This window comes from Stutzerimonas sp. FeSN7, from assembly GCF_030263795.1.
Taxonomy (GTDB): domain Bacteria; phylum Pseudomonadota; class Gammaproteobacteria; order Pseudomonadales; family Pseudomonadaceae; genus Stutzerimonas; species Stutzerimonas stutzeri.
Genome location: NZ_JARPMN010000001.1, coordinates 773,057 through 798,746 on the forward strand (window position 1 = coordinate 773,057; position 25,690 = coordinate 798,746).

General features: G+C 64.7%; 23 protein-coding genes. 6 read left to right on the forward strand and 17 right to left on the reverse strand.

Going from position 1 to position 25,690, the window contains the following annotated elements:
* Positions 1-14: 14 nt before the first annotated feature.
* The 12 genes from P5703_RS03500 to P5703_RS03555 form a co-directional block, all read right to left on the reverse strand.
* The gene (locus tag P5703_RS03500) at positions 15-2,816 is read right to left on the reverse strand and encodes a hybrid sensor histidine kinase/response regulator (protein WP_049341053.1); all 2,802 of its coding nucleotides are present in this window, start codon (positions 2,814-2,816) and stop codon (positions 15-17) included.
* A gap of 116 nt (positions 2,817-2,932) precedes the next feature.
* Positions 2,933-4,225, reverse strand: a complete 1,293-nt coding sequence (purD, locus tag P5703_RS03505) for a phosphoribosylamine--glycine ligase (RefSeq protein ID WP_013983849.1) — start codon at positions 4,223-4,225, stop codon at positions 2,933-2,935.
* A 199-nt stretch (positions 4,226-4,424) separates the two neighbouring features.
* A complete protein-coding gene (gene purH, locus P5703_RS03510) occupies positions 4,425-6,029 on the reverse strand; it encodes a bifunctional phosphoribosylaminoimidazolecarboxamide formyltransferase/IMP cyclohydrolase (RefSeq protein WP_011914342.1) in 1,605 nt (534 codons plus the stop codon).
* A gap of 76 nt (positions 6,030-6,105) precedes the next feature.
* Positions 6,106-6,426, reverse strand: coding sequence for a DNA-binding transcriptional regulator Fis (gene fis, locus P5703_RS03515; RefSeq protein ID WP_003279911.1), 321 nt, complete (start codon positions 6,424-6,426; stop codon positions 6,106-6,108).
* Complete coding sequence (gene dusB / locus P5703_RS03520) at positions 6,423-7,436, reverse strand: tRNA dihydrouridine synthase DusB (RefSeq protein WP_013983847.1); 1,014 nt, start codon at positions 7,434-7,436, stop codon at positions 6,423-6,425. The genes fis and dusB overlap by 4 nt, the downstream gene beginning before the upstream one ends.
* A gap of 198 nt (positions 7,437-7,634) precedes the next feature.
* Positions 7,635-8,870: a DUF3426 domain-containing protein gene (locus P5703_RS03525; RefSeq protein ID WP_279641971.1), complete on the reverse strand. Its 1,236-nt coding sequence runs from the start codon at positions 8,868-8,870 to the stop codon at positions 7,635-7,637.
* Positions 8,871-8,982: 112 nt separating this feature from the next.
* Positions 8,983-9,864 (reverse strand): 50S ribosomal protein L11 methyltransferase, encoded by an 882-nt coding sequence (prmA, locus tag P5703_RS03530; protein WP_126526090.1) that lies wholly within the window; start codon positions 9,862-9,864, stop codon positions 8,983-8,985.
* Between the two features lie 149 nt (positions 9,865-10,013).
* Positions 10,014-11,363, reverse strand: a complete 1,350-nt coding sequence (accC, locus tag P5703_RS03535) for an acetyl-CoA carboxylase biotin carboxylase subunit (protein WP_279641970.1) — start codon at positions 11,361-11,363, stop codon at positions 10,014-10,016.
* Positions 11,364-11,380: 17 nt separating this feature from the next.
* A complete protein-coding gene (gene accB / locus P5703_RS03540) occupies positions 11,381-11,839 on the reverse strand; it encodes an acetyl-CoA carboxylase biotin carboxyl carrier protein (protein ID WP_011914337.1) in 459 nt (152 codons plus the stop codon).
* A 76-nt stretch (positions 11,840-11,915) separates the two neighbouring features.
* Complete coding sequence (gene aroQ, locus P5703_RS03545; protein ID WP_011914336.1) at positions 11,916-12,359, reverse strand: type II 3-dehydroquinate dehydratase; 444 nt, start codon at positions 12,357-12,359, stop codon at positions 11,916-11,918.
* Between the two features lie 210 nt (positions 12,360-12,569).
* Complete coding sequence (locus P5703_RS03550; RefSeq protein ID WP_256069021.1) at positions 12,570-14,366, reverse strand: protein-disulfide reductase DsbD; 1,797 nt, start codon at positions 14,364-14,366, stop codon at positions 12,570-12,572.
* A 31-nt stretch (positions 14,367-14,397) separates the two neighbouring features.
* Entirely contained in the window at positions 14,398-14,733 is a 336-nt protein-coding gene (locus P5703_RS03555) for a Rieske (2Fe-2S) protein (protein WP_013983842.1), read from the reverse strand.
* A 132-nt stretch (positions 14,734-14,865) separates the two neighbouring features.
* Here P5703_RS03555 and P5703_RS03560 point away from each other — a divergent pair, with 132 nt between their 5' ends.
* The 3 genes from P5703_RS03560 to P5703_RS03570 are packed head-to-tail and all read left to right on the forward strand — an operon-like array spanning position 14,866 to position 17,566.
* Positions 14,866-15,903, forward strand: coding sequence for a FecCD family ABC transporter permease (locus P5703_RS03560; protein ID WP_279641969.1), 1,038 nt, complete (start codon positions 14,866-14,868; stop codon positions 15,901-15,903).
* Positions 15,903-16,670: a heme ABC transporter ATP-binding protein gene (locus P5703_RS03565; RefSeq protein WP_014597565.1), complete on the forward strand. Its 768-nt coding sequence runs from the start codon at positions 15,903-15,905 to the stop codon at positions 16,668-16,670. The genes P5703_RS03560 and P5703_RS03565 overlap by 1 nt, the downstream gene beginning before the upstream one ends.
* Positions 16,671-16,681: 11 nt before the next feature.
* Positions 16,682-17,566, forward strand: a complete 885-nt coding sequence (locus P5703_RS03570; protein ID WP_043942251.1) for a ChaN family lipoprotein — start codon at positions 16,682-16,684, stop codon at positions 17,564-17,566.
* A gap of 220 nt (positions 17,567-17,786) precedes the next feature.
* Here P5703_RS03570 and P5703_RS03575 read toward each other — a convergent pair whose 3' ends face one another.
* From P5703_RS03575 to P5703_RS03590, 4 genes are all read right to left on the reverse strand, one after another.
* Positions 17,787-18,584 (reverse strand): Crp/Fnr family transcriptional regulator, encoded by a 798-nt coding sequence (locus P5703_RS03575; protein ID WP_014597563.1) that lies wholly within the window; start codon positions 18,582-18,584, stop codon positions 17,787-17,789.
* 112 nt (positions 18,585-18,696) lie between these two features.
* Positions 18,697-18,960, reverse strand: coding sequence for a TfoX/Sxy family protein (locus tag P5703_RS03580; protein ID WP_011914329.1), 264 nt, complete (start codon positions 18,958-18,960; stop codon positions 18,697-18,699).
* 18 nt (positions 18,961-18,978) lie between these two features.
* Positions 18,979-19,761 carry a class I SAM-dependent methyltransferase gene (locus P5703_RS03585; protein ID WP_061373080.1) on the reverse strand — a complete coding sequence of 261 codons (783 nt, stop codon included), beginning with the start codon at positions 19,759-19,761 and terminating at the stop codon, positions 18,979-18,981.
* 72 nt (positions 19,762-19,833) lie between these two features.
* The gene (locus P5703_RS03590) at positions 19,834-21,396 is read right to left on the reverse strand and encodes a bifunctional aminoglycoside phosphotransferase/ATP-binding protein (protein WP_279641968.1); all 1,563 of its coding nucleotides are present in this window, start codon (positions 21,394-21,396) and stop codon (positions 19,834-19,836) included.
* A 159-nt stretch (positions 21,397-21,555) separates the two neighbouring features.
* Here P5703_RS03590 and mrcB point away from each other — a divergent pair, with 159 nt between their 5' ends.
* The 3 genes from mrcB to P5703_RS03605 are packed head-to-tail and all read left to right on the forward strand — an operon-like array spanning position 21,556 to position 24,971.
* Positions 21,556-23,868 carry a penicillin-binding protein 1B gene (mrcB, locus tag P5703_RS03595; protein WP_011914326.1) on the forward strand — a complete coding sequence of 771 codons (2,313 nt, stop codon included), beginning with the start codon at positions 21,556-21,558 and terminating at the stop codon, positions 23,866-23,868.
* Between the two features lie 48 nt (positions 23,869-23,916).
* Entirely contained in the window at positions 23,917-24,645 is a 729-nt protein-coding gene (locus P5703_RS03600) for a tetratricopeptide repeat protein (RefSeq protein WP_279641967.1), read from the forward strand.
* Positions 24,645-24,971 carry a YqcC family protein gene (locus P5703_RS03605; protein ID WP_013983833.1) on the forward strand — a complete coding sequence of 109 codons (327 nt, stop codon included), beginning with the start codon at positions 24,645-24,647 and terminating at the stop codon, positions 24,969-24,971. Before P5703_RS03600 ends, P5703_RS03605 begins: the two co-directional genes overlap by 1 nt.
* A gap of 36 nt (positions 24,972-25,007) precedes the next feature.
* Here P5703_RS03605 and P5703_RS03610 read toward each other — a convergent pair whose 3' ends face one another.
* Positions 25,008-25,442 (reverse strand): DUF4124 domain-containing protein, encoded by a 435-nt coding sequence (locus P5703_RS03610; protein WP_013983832.1) that lies wholly within the window; start codon positions 25,440-25,442, stop codon positions 25,008-25,010.
* Positions 25,443-25,690: the final 248 nt, after the last annotated feature.

The following is a 25,690-nucleotide window of genomic DNA, read 5'->3' on the forward strand; positions in this document are numbered from 1 at the left end:
CCGCCGGCACGTCATCATTCGGCGTGCTCGGCCTGCTTGACGCGAACCCAGTGGTCGATCAGCTCGCGCAGATGGGACAGCTCCACCGGCTTGGCCATGTGACCGTCCATGCCGGCCTCTCGGGCACGTTCGCGGTGCTCGCTGAGGATATGCGCGGTGAGCGCGACCACCGGGGTACGCGGCCGGGCATTGTGCGCTTCCCACTCGCGCAACTGGTGCGTGGCCTGGAAACCGTCGAGCACCGGCATCTCACAATCCATCAGCACCAGGTCGTACGGCTGAGCCTTGATCGCCTCCAGCGCTTCCTCGCCGTTGCAGGCAGTATCCGGTTGCAGGTTGAGCTTGTTCAGCATGCCGCGGATGACCTTGGTGGAAATGCTGTTGTCCTCGGCAACCAGGATGCGGAAGTCACTGGGGACCTCCAGCGGAGGCAAGGGCTGCGCTGTGGGGCTCGGCCGGTGCTGGCTGCCTGCCTGGCGTTGCGCGAGTTCGTCGGCCAGAGTGGTCTTGAGGGTGTAGCCGGCCACCGGTTTGGCCAGGATGCGCTTGATCCCGGCATTGCGGGCGATGATCTTGCTCGGCGCGCTACTCATGCCGGTGAGCATGATCAGCAGAATGTCGTGGTTGAGGCTGGAGTCCTCCTTGATCTTGCTCGCCAGCTGCATGCCGGTCATTCCCGGCATGTCCTGGTCGAGCAGGACCACGTCGAAGTACTCCTTCAGGTGGGCTTTGGTCCGTAGCAGGGCCAGCGCTTCCTTGCCCGAGGCGACCGCGCTCACATCCAGGCCCCAGCCGCTGCACTGCTGCACCAGTACCTTGCGGCACGTGTCGTTGTCGTCGACGATCAGCAGGCGCGTGCCCTGCAGCGGGCCGTCCAGGTCCGCGTTGTTCTGCGCCAGACCCTCGCCGGCCAGTGGCAGGCTGATCCACAGCGTATTGCCTTGGCTGGCCCCGGTCTGGATGCCGAAGTCGCCATCCATCAGCTGGACCAGCTGGCGCGCGATGATCAGGCCGAGCCGCCCGCCATGCCGCGTCGCCGCGAGGAAGTCATGGCTGTCTACCGCGGCGTTGAGCAGCGCGTCGCGCTCGTAGGCCTCCAGCGGACGGCCGCTGTCCTGTACGGTGATGCGCAGTCGCGGACTCTCCGTCGGCCCGTCGACCGCCGCGATCAGCAGCACCTCGCCTTCGTCGGTCTGCTTGAAGGCATTCTCCAGCAGGTTCAGCAGGGTCTGCCGCAGGCGGGTCGGGTCACCGGTGACCACTTGCGGCAACTGCGGCTGGATAAAGCTGATCAGCTCGACCTTCTGCTGCTCGGCCTTGGCGCGGAAGATGCTCAGGCAGTCCTCGATCAAGGCATTGAAGTCGAACTGCACCTCGTCCAGTTCGATCTGGCCGGACTCCAGCTTGGAGATATCGAGAATCTCGTTGATCAGGTTGAGCAACTCGTTGCCGGAGCTGTGAATCGTCTGGACGTAGTCGCGTTGCTTGGCCGACAGCGAGGTGCCCAGCAGCAATTCGCTCATGCCCAGCACGCCGTTCATGGGTGTACGCAGCTCATGGCTGATCTTCGACAGGAAGTCGGCCTTGGTCTTCAGCTCGGCAGTGCTGACCGCCGCAGCGGTGTACTGGCTGCGGCTGTCCGACTGCCGTTGCCGCTGCCGTTCGAGCAGGGCGAAGCTGAGCAGCAGCCCCGCCAGCGTCGCGAGACTGAAGAGCCCGCCGGTGAGCCAGCCCGGATCGAGCTGGTCGAAGCCCAGCAGCATTGGCATGAAGAACACCATCCCGAGCGCGAACAGCGTCGTCCCGGCCACCACCAGACGGGCCGGTTTGTAGCCTTGCCGCCAATGATAACTCGCCACGGCCAGCACGCTGCACGCCGCCGCCAGCACCAGCGAGTAGATCAGCCAGCTGTACCAGGGCCATTGAGCAAGCAGGATGCTGGCCGCCAGCGCCAGCACCAGGTTGAGTTCGATGCCCAGCAGCCAGGTGATCCAGGTGCGCCCGCGCTGATTGAAGAAGCCCAGCGTGTAGCCGAGCAGGGCGCAGCTCGCGGCCAGGGCCGAGAAGTCGGCGATCAGCGGCTGGCTGTAGGTCAGCCAAGGCAGCCATATGGCCAGCACGCCGAGGTTGGCCGTGGCGCAGCTCAGCAGCGCACCGTGCAGCAGGCTGAGCCAGATATGGGTGTAGCTGAGGGTGTAGGCGAAGCGCAGCAGGTTGTAGAGCGCCAGCAGCGCGAGCGCGCCGAACAGCGCACCGAACAGATAGGCCGGCTTGTTCTGGTTCACCAGTCCCGCTTCGTCGATGGTCTTGAACCAGGTCATCAGTGGGTGACTGGACTGCAGGCGGATGTAGGCCTCACGTGGCTGGCCATCGTTGGGCAGGCTGAACAGGTAGGCACGGCTGGGCAGAGGACGCTCGCTGATCGGGCGCATGTCGCCGGTCGCTGTGTGGCGCTCCAGCCGGCCTTCGCGCAGCAGATAGAAGTCCAGATACTGCGCGCGTGGTGCGAACATCCAGAGCCACTTGGGCTTGGTCAGTGGCGGCAGGCTGACCTGCAGCCAGACCGCCCGATCGCTGGCCGGTGCGCTGTAGGAAAGTTTGTCCAGGCGCTGGAACAGCGCGCGCTGGGAAACCACTTCATCCAGCGTGAGGCCGCCGGACTGGTCGATCAGCAGGCGCCAGTTCTGTGGTACGGAATCAGCGGAAAGCGTGGCGGAGGCCGGCGAAGGGACAATGGAAGCCTGGGCCGACAGCGGGATCAGGTTGATCAGCAGCAGGCCGAAGATGACAGCTATGGCAATCCGGAGCCGACCCACTAGAGAAGTCCGTTCATGAGTGTGACGGCGGATTATAGCCATGCCGCAGCCGGCCTGTAATGCGTGCGACGGCGATAAAACCTGGCGCCGCACGCATTCCTGATGACAGGCTGAGCTTAACCCTCGCCGCGCTCGCGGGTGATGGCGCGGTAGCCGATGTCCTTGCGGTAGAAACAGCCATTCCAGCGGATCTTTTCCGCCAGGCGGTAGGCCTGCTGCTGTGCCTCGGACACGCTACGGCCGATAGCGGTGGCACAGAGTACGCGGCCGCCGGCAGTGACTACCTGACCCTCGGCATTCAAAGCGGTGCCCGCGTGGAACACCTTGCCATCCAGCTTGGCTGCTTCGTCCAGTCCCTCGATCACGTCGCCCTTGGCATAGTCGCCCGGGTAGCCGCCGGCAGCCAGCACCACACCGACGGTCGGTCGCGGGTCCCAGGTCGCTTCGACCTTGTTCAGCGCCTTGGCCAGCGCGGCCTCGACCAGCAGCACCAGGCTGGACTCCAGGCGGCACATGATCGGCTGGGTTTCCGGGTCGCCGAAACGGCAGTTGAACTCGATGACCTTAGGCTTGCCGGCCTTGTCGATCATCAGCCCGGCATAAAGGAAGCCGGTGTAGACGTTGCCTTCGGCGGCCATGCCGCGCACGGTCGGGTAGATCACCTCGTCCATCACGCGCTGGTGCACCTCGGCAGTGACCACCGGAGCCGGCGAATAGGCGCCCATGCCGCCGGTATTCGGTCCGCTGTCGCCGTCGCCGACGCGCTTGTGGTCCTGGCTGGTGGCCATCGGCAGCACGTGCTCGCCGTCGACCATGACGATGAAGCTGGCCTCTTCGCCATCGAGGAACTCCTCGATCACCACCCGCGCCCCGGCGTCGCCGAAGGCATTGCCGGAGAGCATGTCACGCACGGCGTCCTCGGCTTCGGCCAGGGTCATGGCGACGATCACGCCCTTGCCGGCCGCCAGGCCGTCGGCCTTGATAACGATCGGTGCGCCCTTTTCGCGCAGATAGGCCAGCGCCGGTTCGACTTCGGTGAAGTTCTGATAGTCGGCGGTCGGGATGGCGTGACGCGCCAGGAAATCCTTGGTGAAGGCCTTGGAGCCTTCCAGCTGCGCGGCGGCAGCGGTGGGGCCGAAGATGTCCAGCCCGCGCGAGCGGAACAGATCGACCACGCCTTTGACCAGCGGCGCTTCCGGTCCGACGATGGTCAGCTGCACGTTGGCCGCGGCAAAGTCCGCCAGTTGCTCGATGGCCAGCACGTCGATGGCGACGTTCTCGCACTTGGCTTCAGTGGCGGTGCCTGCGTTGCCGGGGGCTACGTATACTTTGGCAACGCGTGGGTCCTGCGCGACCTTCCAGGCCAGGGCATGCTCGCGGCCGCCGCTACCGATGATCAGTACGTTCATTTCTCTCTCCCAATGGAGGCGGGCCGGTAGCCCGCTTGGTGGATAAGCAAAGCGTTATCCACCCTACGAATACCGAGGTCGCGATCGGGCTGGTAGATGCAAGGCGCCCGACTCTTCACCCAGCGGAGTTGCCTTCTGGCAATGAGCATGGGGGAAGAGTCGGGCAACACCGCAGATCCCTGTCCGAGTGCGGCCGATTTTAGTGGCGGAAGTGGCGCATGCCGGTGAACACCATGGCAATACCGGCTTCGTCGGCCGCGGCGATCACTTCGTTGTCGCGCATCGAGCCACCCGGCTGGATCACTGCGGTGATGCCGGCCTTGGCTGCGTTGTCGATGCCGTCGCGGAACGGGAAGAAGGCATCGGAAGCCATGACCGCGCCCTGCACCTGCAGACCGGCGTGTTCGGCCTTGATCGCGGCGATGCGCGCGGAGTTGACGCGGCTCATCTGGCCGGCGCCGACACCGACGGTCTGGCGGTTCTTGGCGTAGACGATGGCGTTGGACTTGACGAACTTGGCCACTTTCCAGGCGAAGATCAGGTCGTGGATCTCCTGCTCGGTCGGTGCGCGCTGGGTGACGATCTTGAGGTCCGCCTCGGTGATCATGCCGATGTCACGGCTCTGGATCAGCAGGCCGCCGTTGACGCGCTTGTAGTCCCAGCCCGGACTGCGCTCGGCCGGCCACTCGCCGCATTCGAGCAGTCGGACGTTGGCCTTGCTGGCGACCACATCGCGGGCTGCCTGGGAAACCTTGGGCGCGATGATCACCTCGACGAATTGACGCTCGACGATGGCCTGGGCGGTTTCGCCGTCCAGCTCGCGGTTGAAGGCGATGATGCCGCCGAAGGCCGACTCGCTGTCGGTGGCGTAGGCCAGGTCATAGGCCTTGCGGATGCCGCCTTCGTTTTCCGGTACGACGGCGACGCCACAGGGGTTGGCATGCTTGACGATCACGCAGGCCGGCTTGGTGAAGCTCTTCACGCATTCCAGCGCGGCGTCGGTGTCGGCCACGTTGTTGAACGACAGCTCCTTGCCCTGCAGCTGCCTGGCGGTGGCGACGCAGGCTTCGTCCGGCTTTTCGACGTAGAAGGCGGCCTGCTGGTGCGGGTTCTCACCGTAGCGCATGTCCTGCGCCTTGATGAACTGCATGTTGTAGGTGCGCGGGAACAGGCTGCGGTTGTCGGTGCTGAGCTGCTCGGTGCTCTGGTCGATGCCGCCGAGGTAGTTGGCGATCATGCCGTCATAGCCGGCGGTGTGTTCGAACGCCTTGAGCGCCAGGTCGAAGCGCTGGGCGTAGGTCAGCCCGCCGTTCTTCAGGTTGTCGACCACTGCCGCGTAGTCCTCGGCGTTGACCACGATGGCGACATCCTTGTGGTTCTTCGCCGCGCTGCGGACCATGGTCGGGCCGCCGATATCGATATTCTCGATGGCGTCCGGCAGGGTGCAACCGGGCTTGGCCACGGTGGCGGCGAACGGGTAGAGGTTGACCGCCACCAGATCGATCGGCGCGATGCCGTGCTCGGCCATGACCGCACCGTCCAGATCACGACGGCCGAGGATGCCGCCGTGGATCTTCGGATGCAGGGTCTTCACCCGGCCATCCATCATTTCCGGGAAGCCGGTGTAGTCGGCGACCTCGATGGCGGCGATGCCATTCTCGCGCAGCAGCTTGAAGGTGCCACCGGTGGACAGGATCTCGACGCCAAGGGCTTCGAGTTCACGGGCGAAGTCGACGACGCCGGTCTTGTCGGACACGCTGATCAGCGCGCGGCGCACGGGAAGGCGGGTGGTTTGGTCGGTCATTGACGGTTCCTAGAGGCTACAGGCTTGAGGCCGCGAAGCTGGCAGGACCGGGCGACCGTGTCTGCCAGCTGTCGCTTCAGAGCAGGTCGTACTGTTTGAGTTTCTTGCGCAGGGTGCCGCGATTCAGGCCGAGCAGCTCGGATGCCTTGGTCTGGTTGCCCTTCACGTAATGCATCACGGTTTCCAGCAGCGGCGCCTCCACTTCGGAGAGCACGAGGTTGTAAACGTCCGTGACGTCGGCACCTTCAAGACGGGCGAAATAGTTGTGCAGCGCCTTCTCGACGCTGCCACGCAACGTCTGCCCTGCTTCGCTCGGCGTGTTCAGGTGCTGCTTGAGGTTCACGTTGTCACTCACGGATGTTGTTCCACTTACCAATGTTTCATTCAACAGCGTCATGCGGCCACCTCTGTTCCATCCACCGAGCCAGGCCCAGAGCGTTGTTCGGCAAAGAATTGCCGGATGCTGGAGCCTTGCGCATCCCTGTCTTCCAGATGATTGAAACGGGCGCGGAAGTCCCGCGCGCCCGGCAGTGTTGCGAGATACCAACCCACGTGCTTGCGGGCGATACGAACTCCCATCACCTCGCCATAGAATTCGTGCAGCGCCTGAACATGTTCCAGCAGGGTGCTTTCGACCTCGCCCAGCGTCGGCGCCGCGAGCAACTCGCCGGTGCGCAGATAATGCTCCACTTCGCGAAAGATCCATGGGCGACCCTGCGCCGCACGTCCAATCAGCAGGCCATCGGCCCCAGTGACCTGGAGCACCCTGGCCGCCTTATGCGGCGAATCGATGTCGCCGTTGGCAAACACCGGAATCGACACCGCCTGCTTGATGGCGGCGATGGTGTCGTATTCGGCCTCGCCGGTATACAGGTCGGCGCGGGTGCGCCCGTGCACTGCCAGCGCCGCGATGCCGGACTGTTCGGCGATGCGGGCGATGGTCGCGCCATTCTTGTTCTGGCGGTCCCAGCCGGTGCGGATCTTCAGCGTCACCGGCACATCCACCGCGGCGACCACGGCCTCGAGAATGTCCGCGACCAGCCGCTCATCGCGCATCAGCGCCGAACCGGCGGCCTTGTTGCAGACCTTCTTTGCCGGGCAACCCATGTTGATGTCGATGATCTGTGCGCCCAGCTCGACGTTGCGCTGCGCCGCTTCGGCGAGCATCTGCGGGTCGCCGCCGGCGATCTGCACCGAGCGTGGCTCGGGTTCGTCGGCATGGGGCATGCGTAACCGCGACTTGCGGCTGTTCCACAGGCGCACATCGCTGGTGAGCATTTCCGAGACCACCATGGCCGCGCCGAAGCGGCGGCACAACTGGCGGAACGGCTGATCGGTCACGCCCGCCATGGGCGCGAGAATCAACCGATTCGTCAAGGTGTAGGGGCCGATGCGTACCGCTGACATGAAGATTCCCTGCTTGGGGCCTGCTTGTTAGGTCGATCGGGACTGCAAAAAAGGGTGGGCATAATACCCGCTACGCATGACGGGTTAAAGGCTGTTTTGAACAAATTCTGAACAGCGGCCGCCTTATCGCCGAGAGTTTGGATAACGGCTGACCCATGTCGAGGGAGTCCGGCCACCGGCCGGGATCGAGGGGTTCAGCTAGTCCGGAGAATGGAATCCCAGGCTGTAGTTCACCGCCTTCGCGCCGGGGTCGAGGATGTCCAGGGCAATGTGGATCGGGACCTGCGGCGGCATGATCGTCTGGCCGGCTAGCTCGCCGGACAGGTACTCGCTGGGTTTGAAGCTGCGGCTGGCCAGCAGTTTGCCGTTCAGGTCGGCGAAGCGGATTTCCAGCAGCGGAAAGGGCTGTGCAAAGGGGGCGCGGTTGTAGAGGATCGCATCGACCACCAGTGCTCCGGTGAACTCGGGGTGGCTGCGTACGACCAGGTTGCTGCTCTTGATCTGGCCGATATCGACCAGGGCTGGCAGTTCGCAGCCGAGGGTCGGGCAGATACGCTCGAACCAGGGGCGGTACTGATGCTGGCGCGACAGCTCGTCGTAGTTGTAGACGACGTATTGTGCACCCAGCGCGAGCACCGCGAGCAGGTTCAGCGTGCCCCAGCCGAGCCAGCGTCCCCAGGGCTTCTTGCGTTCCTGCCAGTCCAGTTGCAGCGGCTCGTCGTCGAGTTCGAACAGCGGCTCGCCGCGCAGTTCGGGTTTACGCTGGGGGATGACAGGATCATCGGGCTGATCGAGCGGCTCGGTGTCCGGAAGGCTCAGGGCTGGCTCGACACGTTCGCTGCGTGCCTGTTGCGCCTTGGCGGCCGACAGCGGCCGGGCACTGACCGCAAGCGGGCTCGGTGGCTGCGGGGTATCGGCGGTGACCGGGGTGAAGCTGACTGGCCCATCACTCCCAGGTACGGCGGACGTGGCGGTCTGCTCGGCATTCAGCAGGATTTCCGCCCAGCTTTCGTCGTGCTCGCTGGTGGCGGCATCCGACGCCCGCGCGGTCTTCGTCGAGCCGCTGCGGGTTTCGAAGCTGAGCAGGTCCTGCGACAGTTCGCGCTCCTGCTGCTCCAGTTTGGCCAGTTCCTCGTCCAGATCGAGGCTGTCCAGATCCAGGTCATCGTGAATCCACAGGGTTTCATCGGCCTTGCTGGTCGGCGCGGCGCCGGGCGTGGCTGCGACCGGGCGCGGAGTCTCCGCCTGCGCGGCGGTGGTCGCCGCGACCTGCCCCGGGGCCGGGCTCAGCTCGTCACGCAGCAGATGATGGACTGCATTGAAGACTTCCAGGCAGGCGCCGCAGCGCACTGCTCCATGGGCCGCGCGGAGCTGGCTGCGGCTGATGCGAAAGCGGGTGCTGCAGTTGGGGCACTGGGTGATGAAGCTGGTCATGCGTGTTTCCGCGCGGAGGTGCCGGCTAGTCTAGCGCAAGCCGGCGGCGCAGCGGCAGTGGCCGCCGCGCCTGCTGTCCAAGTGTGCGGGGACGATCGCATGCCGCTGCACATCAGCTGCGACGAACGCCGCTGATGCGTACCCAGCCGTCCTTGTCGGCGGTCGGGTCGAGGTCGAAGGTGCCGCTGTAAGCCGCGCGAACCTCGTCGGCCTGTTCGGCGAGGATGCCGGACAGCGCCAGCCTGCCGCCCGGCTTGACCAGAGCGGTGATCTGCGGCGCCAGTGAGACGAGCGGCCCGGCAAGGATGTTGGCAACCACCACGTCGGCCGGTTCCTGCGGCAGCTGTTCGGGCAGGTAGAGGGTGAAGCGCTCCGGGGCGATGCCATTGCGCTCGGCATTGTCGCGCGAAGCCTCCAGCGCCTGCGGATCGATATCGGTGCCCACGGCCTGGCGAGCACCCAGCAGCAGGCCAGCGATCGCGAGGATTCCCGAACCGCAGCCGAAATCGAGCAGTGACCGGTCGTCCAGTGTTTGTGCGTCAAGCCATTCCAGGCACAGCGCGGTGGTGGGGTGGGTGCCGGTGCCGAAGGCCAGGCCGGGATCGAGCAGCAGGTTGACCGCGTCCGGCTCCGGTGCGGCGTGCCAGCTGGGCACGATCCACAGGCGATGCCCGAAGCGCATTGGCTGGAAGTTGTCCATCCAGCTGCGTTCCCAATCCTGGTCCTCGATCACCTCGGTCTGATGCTCGGGCAGGTCACCGCCGCGCAGAAGCTGCAGATGGGCGAGCAGCGCGTCGGGATCGGTATCGGCCTCGAACAGTGCCAGCAGGTGCGTATGCGACCAGAGCGGCGTGGTATTGAGGTCCGGCTCGAAGATCGGCTGGTCTTCGGCATCCATGAAGGTGACCGAGACCGCGCCCAGCTGCAGCAGCTGGTCTTCCAGCGCTTCGGCCTGATCGGGGGTGATGGCGAGTCGGATCTGCAGCCAGGACATGAAGGCCTCTCGAGTTGGGTCGCGGAAAGCGGGCAAGCTTACTGGAGCAGCAGGGGCGGCGGCCAGCGCGGCTTGCCCCAAACGGTCGGGCGGGGCGCAGAAACGACAAGGGCCGCCCGAAGGCAGCCCCTGTCATGCCGAGCCGAGGCTCAGTGCTTGTCCATACCCAGTTTCTTCTCCAGGTAATGGATGTTCACGCCGCCCTTGCAGAAGCCTGGATCGCGTACGAGATCGCGATGCAGCGGGGCGTTGGTCTTGATGCCGTCGACGATCAGTTCGTCCAGCGCGTTGCGCATCCGGCCCATGGCCTCGTCACGGTACGCGCCGAAGGTGATCAGCTTGCCGATCAGCGAGTCGTAGTGCGGCGGTACCGAGTAGCCGTCGTACAGGTGCGAGTCGACGCGCACGCCGTTGCCACCGGGCGCATGGAAATGCTTCACCTTGCCCGGGCTGGGCATGAAGGTACGCGGGTCTTCGGCGTTGATGCGGCATTCGACGGCATGGCCGCGGATGACCACGTCTTCCTGCTTGATCGACAGCTTCTGGCCGCCACCGATCAGCAGCATTTCCTTGACGATGTCGATGCCGGTGACCATCTCGGTGACCGGGTGCTCCACCTGTACACGGGTGTTCATCTCGATGAAGTAGAAGTTGCCATCTTCATAGAGGAACTCGAAGGTACCCGCGCCGCGGTAGCCGATGTCAATGCACGCCTTGACGCAGCGGGCCTGGACCTTGCGGCGGGCTTCTTCATCGATCAGCGGGGCTGGGGCTTCCTCGATCACCTTCTGGTGGCGGCGCTGCAGCGAGCAGTCGCGGTCGCCCAGGTGAATCGCATTGCCCTGGCCGTCGGCCAGCACCTGGATTTCCACGTGGCGTGGATTGGTGAGGAACTTCTCGAGGTAAACCATCGGGTTGCCGAAGGCGGCGCCGGCTTCGTTGCGGGTCAGCTTGGCCGAGGCGATCAGGTCCTCTTCCTTGTGCACCACACGCATGCCGCGACCACCACCGCCACCGGCGGCCTTGATGATCACCGGGTAGCCCACTTCGCGGGCGATGCGCAGCGCTTCCTTCTCGTCTTCCGGCAGCGGGCCGTCAGAACCCGGAACGGTCGGCACGCCGGCCTGCTTCATGGCGTCCTTGGCCGACACCTTGTCGCCCATCAGGCGGATAACATCGGCAGTCGGGCCGATGAAGGTGAAACCAGACTTTTCCACCTGCTCGGCGAAGTCGGCGTTCTCGGCGAGGAACCCGTAACCGGGATGGATGCCGTCGGCACCAGTGACCTCGGCAGCGGCGATGATGGCCGGAATGCTCAGGTAGGACTGGGCGGAGGAGGCCGGGCCGATGCACACGGACTCGTCGGCCAGCGACACATGCATCAGGTCACGGTCGGCAGTGGAGTGCACCGCCACGGTCTTGATGCCCAGTTCCTTGCAGGCGCGCAGGACACGAAGGGCGATCTCGCCGCGGTTGGCGATCAGTACTTTTTCCAACATCGCTGGCTCTCCGCGGTTCAAACGATGGTGAACAGCGGCTGGTCGTATTCGACCGGCTGACCATTCTCCACCAGGATGGATTCGATGGTGCCGCTGATCTCGGCCTCGATGTGGTTCATCATCTTCATGGCTTCGACGATGCAGAGGATGTCGCCCTTCTTCACGCTCTGACCGACTTCGACGAACGGCTTGGATTCCGGCGAGGAGGCGCGGTAGAAGGTGCCGACCATCGGCGAGCGGACCACGTTGCCGTTCAGCTTGGGTGCGGCAGGAGCAGCGTCAGCAGCCGGGGCGGCAGCGGCGGCCGGAGCAGGCGCCGGTGCGGCCGGAGCCTGTGCGTAGATCGGCTGCTGCATCGCGACCTGCTTGCTGTGACGGCTGATGCGTACCGACTCTTCACCCTCGTGGATTTCCAGTTCGTCGATACCGGACTCTTCCAGCAGTTCGATCAGTTTCTTGACTTTGCGAATATCCATGAAGCGTTGACTCCCAGGTAAGTTCAAAGGGCATTGCTGCTCGCTTCTTCAAGACTCGACACCTGCGTCGAGCCCATCAGGAAGCAGCGAGTTGTTCCAGGGCGGCCTCCAGGGCCAGTCGGTAACCGCTGGCGCCAAGGCCGCAGATCACCCCTACCGCTACGTCGGAGAAATAGGAGTGATGGCGGAAAGGTTCGCGTTTGTGCACGTTGGACAGGTGCACTTCGATGAATGGGATGCTCACGGCCAGCAATGCGTCACGTAATGCGACGCTGGTGTGAGTGAATGCCGCAGGATTGATCAGGATGAAGTCCACGCCTTCGCTGCGCGCGGCATGGATGCGCTCGATCAGCTCGTACTCGGCATTCGATTGCAGATGCAGCAGATGATGGCCCGCGGCACGGGCGCGCTGCTCCAGATCCTGATTGATCTGCGCCAGCGTCACCGCGCCATAGACACCGGGCTCGCGGGTGCCAAGCAGATTGAGATTGGGGCCGTGCAGGACCAGTAGGGTGGCCATGGGTGTTCCTTGTTTTTCTGGGTACGCCGACGCGGCGGGGCAGGCCGGGTCGCGAGAGGGGAAAAACTATGCCCCAGGCGAGGGCTGACTGTCCAGTCATGTCGCGATCGAAGGAAATGCCCGCATTATGTCTGAAGATTCCGGCAATCATTCGTCGGCCGCAGGGATGTCTCGAGTATCTGCGACAAAGCGCGGGATTGCGCTCCGCACCTAGAGCAGAGCTGCTGCTCGATCCAATCGCTCGGCGAAGCCGGAGGCGTCTATCTCGCCGACTACGCGGACCTCGTTCAGCTCTTTTCCGTCGCCACCGAAGAACAGGATGGCGGGCGGGCCGAACAGCTTGTAGCGGTCCAGCAGACTGCGCTGGGCGGCATTGCTCTCGGTGATATCGAAGCGGATTAGACGATAGTCGGTCAGGCGCGGAGCCACCTGCGGATTGGCGAAGACCTCGCGTTCGATGACCTTGCAGCTGATGCACCAATCGGCATACCAGTCCAGCATCAGCGGCTGGCCGGCGGCACGGGCAGCGGCCAGTTGCGCGTCCAGTTCCGCAGGCGTGGAAACGGTATGCCAACCTTCGCCGGCCTGGCTGCCCGGCGCGCTGCCGCTGGCCATCGGCAGCGGCCGCAGCGGATCGGAGCCGCCTTGCAAAGCGCCGACCCAGGCGGCAAGAGCGTAGACCAGCAGGGCCAGGCCGAGCAGCTGGGCGAGCTTCTGACGAGGCGTCTTGCTGGTGAGCTCCAGGGTGCCGAGGAACAGCGCGCTGCCCGCCGCCAACAACCCCCAGAGTGCCAGGGCGATGGGGCCTGGCAGGACGCGCTCGAGCATCCAGATCGCGACGGCCAGCAGCAGCACGCCGAAGAGGTTGCGCACGCCAACCATCCAGGGCCCACTCTTGGGCAAAAGGGCTCCACCACCGGTGGCGAACAACACCAGCGGCGCGCCCATGCCCAGGCCCAGGGCGAACAGCTTCAGCCCGCCGCCCACGGCGTCGCCGCTGGCGCTGATGTAGAGCAGTGCACCGGCCAGCGGAGCGGAGACGCACGGCGATACCAGCAGGCTGGACACCGCGCCCAGCATCGCGGCGCCGGTGAACGAACCGCCGCGGGCGCTGCCGGCCAGACGGTCGAGGCGGCCGCTCAAGGCCTGCGGCAGGCGCAGCTCGAACATGCCGAACATGGCCAGCGCGAAGACCACGAAGAACAGTGCGAACGGCACGAGAATCCACGCCGACTGCAGGCGTGCCTGCAGATTCAGCTCGGCACCGAACACGCCCATCAGTGCGCCGAGTACGGCGAAACCGCCGGCCATCGGCAGTACATAGGTCACCGACAGCAGGAAGCTGCGCATGCCGCCGGGCTGGCCGCGCAAGACCACCCCGGTGAGGATCGGCAGCATCGGCAGCACGCATGGGGTGAAGGTCAGGCCTAGCCCGGCGAGGAAGAACAGCGCGATCGAGCGCCAGGACACATCGCGCTGGTTGGCCTCGCTGCCCGCGGCCGCGGAGCCTGGTGCCGCGCCATCGCCGATCGTGATCGATTCGGTTTCCGGTGGGTAGCACAGCCCCTTGTCGGCGCAGCCCTGATAGGTGACCTGCAGGGTAAAGGGGCGGTTTTCGGTGTTGGTTACCGGCAGCTCGATATCGAGAATGCCGTAATAGGCTTCGATCTCGCCGAAATAGTCATCCACCTTGGCGACGCCATCGGGCATGCGCGGTTCGCCGAGGGTGACGTCCGCGTCGCTGCTCTGGAAGGCGAAGCGGTGGCGGTAGAGGTAGTAGCCTTCGGCGGCGACGAAGCGCAGGGTGATCCGCTCGGGGGACGCCTCGACCAGGCTCAGCTTGAACGCCTCGCGTACCGGCAGAAAGTCGCTGCTGTTGTTCAGCCCGCCGAAGCTCGCGCTGGGCTTGTTGTCGAACAGGCCGGCGTTGGCGGGTAACACGAAGAGCAGAAGCAGCAGACTCAACAGGCGAAGCATGGCGATCTCACGGTAAAGCTGTGGCGGCATGATACCCAAGCCCGGAGCTCGGCGCCCGTGCTCAACTGTCGCTCTGCCTGACAGTTTGCAACCAGATGCTGTCGTCCCGCTCGATCGCATCCAGTGGCCGTAGCGATTGCCCGGCGCAGGGGCCCGCCACGCATTCGCCCGATTCGATGAGGAACAGTGCGCCATGGGTGGCGCATTGGAGCAGGCTGCCGCTGTCGTCGAGGAACCGGTCGGGCAGCCATTCCAGCGGCACGCCCCGGTGCGGGCAGCGGTTCTCGTACAGGTAGGCCCGGCCATCCCGGCGAACCGCGATGATCTGCAGTTCGCCTGCGGTGAAACCGCGGCTCTGCCCTTCCGGCAGTTCGGATGTTGCGCACAATCGAATCATCTTGACCTCTCGCAGGAACGGCGATTATCCCGCAAGCACTGCTCGTGCGCAGCCCGATGCTAATCGCGGGGTGGCGGCGCCGCCGACACGCTCTTATCCTTCGCCCCTCATCCGCCTGGCGAAGCATCCCTGATGGGCACTCGGGTTCCCGTACGTATTCTGTTTGTCGTACTCAGCGTGCTGTTGTTGGCAGCCGTCTGGCTGTCGTTGGCGCTGGGCCCGTTGAGCCTGGCGCTGGACGACACCGCGCTGGCGGCGCTGCGGCTGCTGGGACTGTCGATCGGACATGATGGTCTGCAGCAGGCAGAGTTGATCCTGGGCCAGATCCGACTGCCGCGTACGCTGCTCGGCTGCGCCGCGGGTGCCGTGCTGGCCCTGTGCGGCGTGGCGATGCAGGGACTCTTTCGCAACTCCTTGGCCGATCCCGGGCTCGTCGGGGTGTCCAGCGGCGCCGCGCTCGGTGCGGCTGCCGCGATCGTCGGCAGCACCTTCGTACCCGCGCTGCCGCAGGTCTGGCAGCCCTATGTGCTGTCCATGTTCGCCTTCCTCGGCGGCCTCGCGGTGACCTTGCTGGTGTATCGGCTGGGGCGGCGCGACGGGCAGACCCGCGTCGCCACCATGCTGCTGGCGGGTATCGCCCTGACTGCACTGGCCGGTGCCATTGTCGGCCTGTTCACCTATCTTGCCGACGACACCACGTTGCGCTCACTGACCTTCTGGAATCTCGGCAGCCTGAACGGCGCCAGCTACGCGGGGCTATGGCCGCTGTTGCTGATCACGCTTGCCGTCGGCGGTTGGCTGCCACGCCGCGCAACGGCTTTGAATGCACTCTTGCTAGGCGAATCCGAGGCGCGCCATTTGGGTTTCGACGTCGAGCGCATCAAGCGCGAGCTGGTGGTCTGTACCGCGCTGGGTGTCGGCGCGGCCGTTGCTGCCGCGGGCCTGATCGGCTTCGTCGGCCTGGTCGTCCCGCATCTGATGCGTCTGCTGGTGGGGCCGGATCATCGGCTGCTCTTGCCGGCCTCGGCGCTCGCCGGCGCCACCCTGTTGTTGCTGGCGGATGTCGCCGCGCGGCTGGTGATCGCACCTGCCGAGTTGCCGATCGGCATCGTCACGGCGCTGCTAGGCGCGCCGTTCTTTCTGTTCCTGCTGCTCCGGGAGCGTGTTTGATGCTGGTCGGCAGCGATCTGACGGTAAGGCGTGGCGCCATCACGGCGCTGGATGGGGTTTCTCTGCGCTTGCAGGCGGGACAGGTGTCGGGTGTGCTCGGCCCGAACGGAGCGGGCAAGAGCACCTTGCTGGAGGCTCTGTCCGGCGAGCTGAAAACCGCCAGAGGGCAGGTCATGCTGCATGGACGAGCGCTTGGAGGCTGGTCGGATCGCGAGCGGGCGCGTTGCCTGGCGGTATTGCCGCAGAGTTCGACGCTGAGCTTTGCCTTCCAGGTCGAGGATGTGGTCGCGATGGGGCGCCTGCCGCATTGCAGCGGCCGTCAGGCTGATGCTCGCATCGTGGCCGCTGCACTCCAGGCCGCGGATGCGCAGCATCTGGCCGGGCGCAGCTATCTGCGGCTGTCCGGTGGCGAGCGCCAGCGGGTGCACCTGGCCCGAGTGCTGGCGCAGCTCTGGCCGGGGGACGAGGGCAGCGTGCTGCTGCTCGACGAGCCCACCTCGATGCTCGACCCGGCACATCAGCACAGCATCCTCCAGGCGGTTCGGCGTTTCGCCGAGCAGGGCGGCGCCGCGCTGGTGATCCTGCATGACCTGAATCTGGCTGCCCGTTACTGTGATCGCCTGTTGCTGCTCAAGAACGGTCGCGCTCAGATCGCCGGCGCGCCGGACGAGGTGTTGCGCGAGACGCCGCTGCAAGCCGTCTTCGGCCTGGATGTGCTGGTCCAGCGGCATCCGGAACGAGGTCACCCCCTGGTCATCGCCCGTTGAGGAGGTCTGTGGTGCGCATCATCGTTTTAGTGACAGTGGTCTTGCTGAGCGCTTGTAGCGTACTGCCACCGCTGCCCGAATGGCAGGGTCCGGAAGGGCGGGACCACGCCGATCTCGGCCTTATCGTCGATCTGCGCAATGACGCTGTGCTGACCCCGGCTCAGCTCGTCGCCAGGTTGCAGGACAGCGAGGCCCTGCTGGTCGGCGAGCGCCACGACAATCCCGATCACCATGCGCTGCAGCTCTGGCTGCTGCAGGCGCTGGAGCAGCAACGCCCGCAGGGCAGCCTGCTGCTGGAAATGCTCGAGCCCGGCCAGCAGGCGCGTGTCGACAGTGTGCGTCGAGACCTTCGCGCGGGCCATGCACAGGGCGATCTTGCCCAGGCGCTGGACTGGCAGAAGGGTTGGGACTGGAACCTCTACGGGCCTTTGGTCAGCCATGCGCTGATGCAGTCCTATCCGCTGTTGCAGGCAAATCTTGGACGCGACGAGATCATGTCCATCTACCGGGCCGCTCCCCGGTTGCAGGGGCGCGCTTCGGCAACGACCACGGTGAGGGATGCTCTGCTCGCGCAGATCGAAACCTCGCATTGCGGCATGCTGCCGGCAAGCCAGCTGCCGGCGATGCTGGCGGTGCAACAGCAGCGTGATCGACGCATGGCCGAACGTCTGCTCGCGGCGCCAAAGCCCGCGATGCTGCTGGCGGGGGCGTTCCATGTGCGGCGTGACCTGGGAGTGCCGCTGCATATCGAGGATCTGGCAAACATGCCTGTCACGGTGCTGATGCTTGCCGAGGTCGGCGAGAGGGTATCCGCCGAGCAGGCAGACTTCGTCTGGTATACACCGGCACAACCAGAGCAGGATCATTGCGAGCAACTGCGGCAGCGCGGCAAATAGCGCAGCTTTATCTGCCGCGAGCAGAAGACAGGCAAAAAAAGACCCGGCAGAGCCGGGTCAAAACCGTGATTAGCCTGATGAGGAGATAACCTGAAGGATCGACTGCCTGAGCCTTCAGCTATCGGCTGACCTCGCGATCAGTTGCGATAATAATAACAATTCTCATTTCTGCGTCAACAGGCATTCGTAAAAATATATGTGCGGCCGCGAGAGCGGATCGCTAGACGGCGACATTGACCCGCAGGTGAGTGACTTCCTTGTTCAGCAGGTCGATGCGTCGGGCCATGCTCTCGATCAGGCTGTGCGCGATGCGCGGGTTGCTTTGCGTCAGGCCGAGGAACTGTTCCTTGGGAATGACCATGACAGTGCATGGCTCGCTGGCGACCACGGTTGCGCTGCGCCGCTCGCGGGTGAACACCGCCATGGCCCCGAAAATCTCGTCCTTCTGTACGTCGCCAACCTTCTGTCCGTCGACGATGGCTTCGGCGTGGCCTTCGATGATGATGAATACATTGTCCGCTTCGTCGCCCTGGCGAATGAGCTCCTCGCCTACGGCGAAATGCTTGAAGCCGGTAGCGGGGCGGATTTCCGGCTGCTTGAGGCGCGCCAGGGCGTCGCCCAGCAATGCGGTGTGACCGATCAGGTACTGAGTGAACAACTCCTGGCGGTGCTCGTCGGCATGGATGTGCTGGAACACGGCGTTGCGCGAGTAGGGCACCAGGCTGATGGGCTCGTCGCTGCAATAGCGGCACTCGGGCAGATCGCTCGACTGGCGCAGGCCGACCAGATCGCCTTCCTGGAGGTAGAACAGTGGTTTGCCATCGATCAGCGCATGCAGCAGCCCGGTCTCGATAATCAACAGCTGCTGCGCAGGCAGCTCCGCGCACAGGTCGTCGGTGTGTTTGAGTTCAAGGTTGGGGCCCGATGGCTGCAGACCTTCCAGCAGCTGGGTGGGAATGGTTTGCAGGCGAGTGATCAGGCGATCGGCGTACGCCGGTTGCTCCCCGAGTAAATACATGTCGGTAATCCTTGAACGAAACGGACAGACGATTGGCAGGGTCACGTCGGCGCACAATAGGCCTGGTCGGGCGAGCGAGTAAATCACGCCGCGCAGAGGTTGTGAGCTAGCTCTAGTTGTCGAGTTCGCTGCCCAGGTTCCGATTCAGTTCTTCCTTCAGCGGGGCCGGCAGTTGCTGCCAGGGCACGTCGCGCAGGGCGCCTTCGATGGCATACAGCAGCACCTTCGACGCGCCAAACCCACGTGCCTTCACCGCGCGATAGGAGCTCACCGCACCCAGTCGGCGCAGATCCGCAGCAGTGTGGATGCCCGATGCGTGCAGCCACTGCACCGAGGTCTTGCCGAGATTGCGGAGCGAAAGCAGTTCGTCGTGCATGGCGGCGTCCTTGCGGTGCTAGCGGTTGGGGAAGCCTGCAAGCAGGTGCAGCGGCCAGCGGATGGGTCGCCGCTGCTGGGGTGGCCCCCAGGCGGTCGCCAGTTCCGGCTCCAGCAGCGCGATGGGGTCGCGGCCATGTTGGCGTTGCCATTGTTTGACCGCTGACCAGGTGCGCAGGTAGCCAAGCAGCTCGGCAAGGTTCCAGTGCGCTTCGATGGCGAAGTCCGGCGTATCAGTGCGGGCGAACGGGAGTGGGATGTCGCTGTAGCCGGCATCGACGCTGGCGCGACCGGCGGGCCAGTAACCGTCGAGTGTCGTCCCGTAAAGCCGTCGAATGAGCGGGTCCAGCGTCGGCGATACCTCCAGCAGGCTGTAGCACCAGGCGCAGAACAGCCCACCCGGTTTCAGCGCTTGTCGCACCTGATCGAAAAACGCCGGCGTGGCAAACCAGTGCAGTGCCTGCGCGACGACCAGCAGGTCGAGCTGGCCGCTGCGAAGGGGCAGGCGCTCCGCCTGGGCGACGAAACGCTGTACGTCCGCCCAACCGTTGCCCGCGGCAAGTTGCTCGACGCTGGCATCGCAGGCCAGCACCTGGCGGAAGTGACTCCTCAGCGGAAGGCTGGCCTGACCGTTCCCGGCGGCCAGATCCAGCGCATTGTCGGTCGCCTCGCATTGACTGGCGAGCCAGGCAAAAAGCGCCTCCGGGTAGGTCGGGCGGTAACGGGCGTAGTCATCGGAGCGGCTGGAAAACAGCTGAACGCTGTCTCCGGCTCGGGAGAGGCGGGGTTCGCTGGCAGGCATAGGCATTCCCACGGTTGTTATACCGGGAGTATAGAGGCACCGCCGCGGCCTGCCCGCGACGGTGCCTAACGGTCAAAGCCCCGGCAGGCGCTGGCGGATGTTGGCGACCAGCTCGTCGAGGCTGCCGGCATCCTGTGTCTGGACCCGGCAGCTGTGCAGGCGCTCGCTGTCGCTCAGCGGCTCGCGGCTGGCCTGCTGCGCGCAGACCACCTCCATTGTCGCGTCGGACGGATCGGTGCCTTCGGCCTGACGCTGAGCGAGCCACTGGGCGATCACCGCTTCCGGAGCCTCGCAATCGAGGATGAGGAACGGTACGCCGGTCGCTTCGGCCGCCTGCCATGCCGTCTGGCGTTGCGACTGCTTCAGGTAGGCTGCGTCGATGACCACGGCGAACCCGGCCTGCAGTGCGGCAGTCGCCAGCTGGTGCAGGTGGCGATAGGTCGCTTCGCTGGCTTGTTGGCTGTAGATGCCGCTATCGAGCTGGCCCGCCTGCGCCTCGGCCTGCTCGCCGTGCAGACGCTTGCGCTCGACATCCGAGCGCAGACGCACCGCGCCCAGCGCTTCGACCAGGCGTAGCGCGACGTGACTCTTGCCGACGGCCGATACACCGTGAGTGATGGCGAGGAAGCGGGACGGAATCGCGCTGTAGCTTTCGGCGAGATTGGCGTAACTGCGGTACTGGCGCAGGATAACCTTGCGCTGCACGGCGTCCTGCTCCTGATACAGGCGGAACAGGCTGACCTTGCCGCGAACCAACGCACGATAGGCCTTATAGAGGTTGAGCAGCGCCAGCGCGGCATAGTCTCCGGTGTGCTCCAGCCAGCCATTGATGAAGCGCCGGGCCTGGCATTTCAGTCCGCGATCCTCAAGGTCCATGGCCAGGAAGGCGGCATCCGAGGCGACATCGATCAGGCGGAACGGCTCGTTGAATTCGATGCAGTCGAACAGCACGACCTTGCCATCGATCAGCGTGGCATTGCCCAGGTGAAGGTCGCCATGGCATTCGCGAACGAAGCCTTGCTGGCAGCGCTGTTCGAGCAGTGGGCGCAGGCGCGTGATGCTGGTTTCGGTCCAGTCTTCGAGAGCGTCCAGCTGGCGCAGGTCTTCCGGCTCGCTGAGCAGCGGGCGTATCTGCTCGAAGTTCTGCCGCATCGGTGCGACGATCGCATCGGCGCTGTTCAGCGCGTGGTCCGGCTGTACCTGCGGGGTGCTGAGGTGGAAGCTTGCGATCTGCTCGGCCAGAGCGTCGATATGCGCATCGGTCAGCTCGCCGCGGGCCTGGACCTCGGCCAGCAGTTGGGACTGCGGGAACTCGCGCATCTTCAGCACGTACTCGAAGGGATTGCCGTCGCCGCCGATCACCGGAGCATCAGGCGAGCCGGTGACAGGCAACACTTCCAGGTAGAGGTCAGGTGCCATGCGCTGGTTGAGGCGCAGCTCCTCTTCGCAGAAATGCTTGCGCGAGGCCAGATCGGTGAAGTTGAGGAAGCCGAAGTCCACCGGCTTCTTGATCTTATAGGCGTACTGGCCGGTGAGGATCACCCAGGAAATATGGGTTTCGATGACCCGAAAGCCTTCGGTGGGGTGCGGATACAGGGCAGGATCCTGCAGGGCGGCGATCAGTGCTTGGCTCACGGTCATTCCTTGTCGAAGTTCTTGAACGGGGCGTGCGAGTCCACTGCGAAGCAGTCCACACAGTCGTAAAGTCGCCGGCATTATGGCCGCTGAGCGTTGCGCTGCAAACCGCTGAGAGGCCGTCAATCCGCTGCGGCAAAGTGCGTATAATGCGCCGCCATGACTAAACCTCGCTCCCCTCGAAATCGCTCCAAGCGCCGCTCCAGTGGTGCTCGCCCCTGGTTGGGCTGGGCGGTCAAGCTCTCTATTGTCGGCCTGGTGATCCTGGCCGGTTTCGCCATCTATCTCGATGCTGTCGTGCAGGAGAAATTCTCCGGCAAGCGCTGGACGATTCCGGCAAAGGTCTATGCGCGGCCGCTGGAACTGTTCGTCGGTCAGAAGCTGGACAAGAACGACTTCCTTGCCGAGCTGGACGCTCTTGGCTATCGGCGCGAGCGCTCGGTCAGCGGCCCGGGCGGCGCTTCGGTTGCCGGCAACGACATCGAACTGCACACCCGCGGCTTCCAGTTCTACGAAGGCGCCGAGCAGTCGCAACGGTTGCGGGTCCGCTTCTCCGGCGATTTCGTTGCTGGCCTCAGCAGCGCCAACGGGAGCGCTCTGCCTGTGGCGCGTCTGGAGCCCGTGCTGATTGGCGGGTTGTATCCGGCGCACAACGAGGATCGCATCCTGATCAAGCTGGATCAGGTGCCGCCGTATCTGGTGGAAACGCTGGTTGCGGTCGAGGATCGGGAATTCTTCAATCACTTCGGTGTGTCGCCCAAATCCATCGCCCGCGCGGTCTGGGTCAACCTGACTGCCGGCCAGGTTCGCCAGGGTGGCAGTACCCTGACCCAGCAGTTGGTCAAGAACTTCTACCTGACCAACGAGCGCAGCATGACCCGCAAGATCACCGAAGCGATGATGGCGGTGCTGCTTGAGCTGCATTACGACAAACAGGAAATTCTCGAGGCTTATCTGAACGAGGTGTTTCTCGGTCAGGATGGTCGTCGCGCGGTGCACGGGTTCGGCCTGGCCAGTCAGTACTTCTTCGGTCAGCCGCTGGCCGAGCTGAAGCTGCCGCAGGTGGCGTTGCTGGTCGGCATGGTCAAGGGGCCAACCTACTACAACCCGCGGCGCAATCCCGAGCGTGCCTTGGAAAGGCGCAATCTGGTGCTCGATCTTTTGGCCGAGCAGCAGGTCATCAGCGCCGATGAGGCGGCCAAGGCCAAACAGGCGCCATTGGGGGTAACCCAGCGCGGCAGCATGGCGGACAGCTCCTATCCGGCCTTCCTCGACCTGGTCAAGCGGCAGCTGCGAGAGGACTATCGGGACGAGGACCTTACCGAAGAAGGCCTGCGCGTCTTCACCAGCTTCGATCCGGTGCTTCAGCTGAAGGCCGAGCAGGCCATGAGCGAAACCCTCAAGCGACTCGGCAAGGCCACCGAGGGCGTCGAGGGCGCGATGATCGTCACCAATCCGGAAACCGGTGAGATCCAGGCCATGCTGGGCAGCCGCCAACCAGGCTTTGCCGGCTTCAACCGGGCACTGGATGCCTCACGACCGATCGGTTCGCTGATCAAGCCGGCCATCTACCTGGCCGCACTGGAGAAGCCCAGCCAGTACACGCTGACCAGTCTGCTCGAGGATGAGCCCTTCTCCGTGAAAGGTGCCGATGGGCAGGTCTGGAAGCCGCAGAATTATGGGCGTCAGGCCTATGGAACGGTGTATCTGTATCAGGCGCTCGCCAATTCCTACAACCTGTCGACCGCGCGGCTCGGGCTCGATCTGGGCGTGCCGAACGTGCTTAAGACGCTTGAGCGCCTGGGTGCATCACCCAAATGGCCGGCTTACCCGTCGATGCTGCTGGGGGCCGGCGGCCTGCGTCCGATCGAAGTGGCCGACATGTATCAGACGCTTGCCAACGGTGGCTTCAACACCCCGCTGCGGGGCATTCGCAGCGTGCTGACCGCCGACGGCGAGCCGCTCAAGCGTTATCCGTTCCAGATTCAGCAGCGCTTCGATCCGGGTGCCATCTACCTCACCCAGTACGCCATGCAGCGCGCCATGCGCGAGGGCACTGGGCGCTCGGCGTACAACCGACTGCCGCAGTCGCTCAATCTGGCCGGCAAGACCGGCACCACCAACGATTCGCGTGACAGCTGGTTCGCCGGCTTCAGCCAGGATCTTCTGGCAGTGGTCTGGCTGGGGCGCGACGACAACGGCAAGACGTCTCTGACCGGTGCCACCGGGGCGCTGCAGGTATGGACCGACTTCATGCGACGGGCCGACCCGCTGCCGTTGCAGATGCCGGTTCCGGACAATGTCACCTACGCCTGGGTCGATGCCCGTAGCGGACTGGGTACCGACGAACGCTGCCCGGATGCTGTGCAGATGCCCTATATTCGCGGCAGCGAACCGGCGCCGGGGCCGGGCTGCGGCATACAGGCCCCTGCAGAGTCGGTCATGGATTGGGTGCGTGGCTGGTTGCAGTGATGGTGCAGCCGACGTGCATTCCGTGCTTTTTTGTGAAGAGGTCAGAAAGTGAATAAGCAGTGGATAGCTGTTGTAGCAGCAGTGGTTCTGATCCAGGGTTGCGCGACGGTGGACCGTCGTTCGATACCCGTCGTCGACGCCGGCGCGCCTGTTTCCGAGGAAATGGCCGCGCGGCAGGCCTATCGCGTGCCCGCTGCCACGGCCGCGGCCCAGGTGCCACGGCAGCAGCAGGAAGATTCCGGTGTCGTGGTAATGGTGCCGCAGGGATCATCGGCGCCCCTTGAAACCTTCGCAGCGCCGGACGTGCCTTTTTCTTCTTCCAGTGGCACCGCCAGCGGTTCGCAGCCAGCCTGGCAGCCCGCGCCATCGATCTCCGCACCGCCCAGCACGCCACAGCCAAGCATGCCCAGCGGCATTCCATCCTCAGGTAGCGGTCTGGCGGCTGACGAGCAGCTTGATGGCCCGGTCCTGGCGTTGCTCACCACCGCGCAGCAGCAGCAGGGCGGCGGCGACCTGAACGGTGCCGCCTCGAGCCTCGAGCGCGCTCAGCGCATTGCGCCACGCGAGCCGCAGGTGCTTTACCGTCTCGCCCAGGTCCGTCTGGCTCAGGGCGACGCGACCCAGGCCGAACAGTTGTCACGTCGAGCGTTGAGTTACGCCAGTGGTCGGCCAGCCTTGCAGGCCAGTCTCTGGGAGCTGATCGCCCAGGCGCGTGAGCGGCAGGGCGACAGTGCGGGTGCGGCCCAGGCCCGTGAGCGGGCCAAGGTCAGTCTGTGATGGATCGCCGGCTGCCGGAGATTGCCCAGCAGCTGCTGCTGATCGAGCGCGAGCTGCGGGTGCTGGGGCTGTGGAGTGTGGATTCGCCGGCGCCAGAGGCTCTGGCCAGCGTGGAGCCGTTCTGCGTTGACACGCTGCGCTTCGAGCAATGGTTGCAGTGGATTTTCCTGCCGCGGATGAAGGCCATCGTCGAGGCAGATCAGCCTTTGCCTGCCGCCTCCGGCATCTGCGCCATGGCCGAGGTGGTCTATCGGGAGTCCCAGGTGGTGACGCTGCTTGAGGCCCTGCGCGGCTTCGATGCGCTGATCGACAGCTCTTCGCGCTAGCGCCGCGTTTGGCGGCGCCAGTCGCTCAGATGGCGCTCAGTTGCAGTTTTCCGCAATCTTGTCGCGGGTTTCCGAGATTCGCGCCTGTCGCTCTTCCTCGGTGACCCGCCGCGTTTCACCATTCTCTTCGACCCGCACGCGCGGATTGTTCTGCAACTGGGCCAGGTTGGTACGCAGGGTTTCGCAATAACGCTTGCGCTCGGCCTCCTGCGCGGCCACTTGCTGCTTGACCTTGCGGTCAATGGTGCGCTGGTCGGGTTCGGCGTCGTTTTCCTGTACCGCCGGTGCCGGCGGCGTTGCCGATTTGCCTGGCGCGACGACCGTGTTCACGGTTTCCACCTGCTGCCCCTGCGGCGGCTGAGCGCCAAAATGCGTGACGCCCTGGGCGTCTACCCATTTGTACACCTGGGCCGCCATGGCGTTGCCACAAAGGGCCAGCATCAGGCCGCTCGCAAGAAACATCAATCGCATGCTGTTACCTTCATCGGGTCGGAAAACGGCCTCCACTATACCCAAAAGACAGAGCCGCGCTTCTGCGCCCCGTCACAGCTCGAGGTTGGCCAAACGCAACGGCAGGCTTGACTTGCGGGTGCCGAATCCGAACAATCCGAGGCTTGCTGTCCTGAGTCGCCTCGCCGCAAGCGATACCGGCTCAGTCTAGACAGACATGAGGTGCTACCCGCGCCGACCTGCATCACCCGCAACGCGTTACCTCGCGC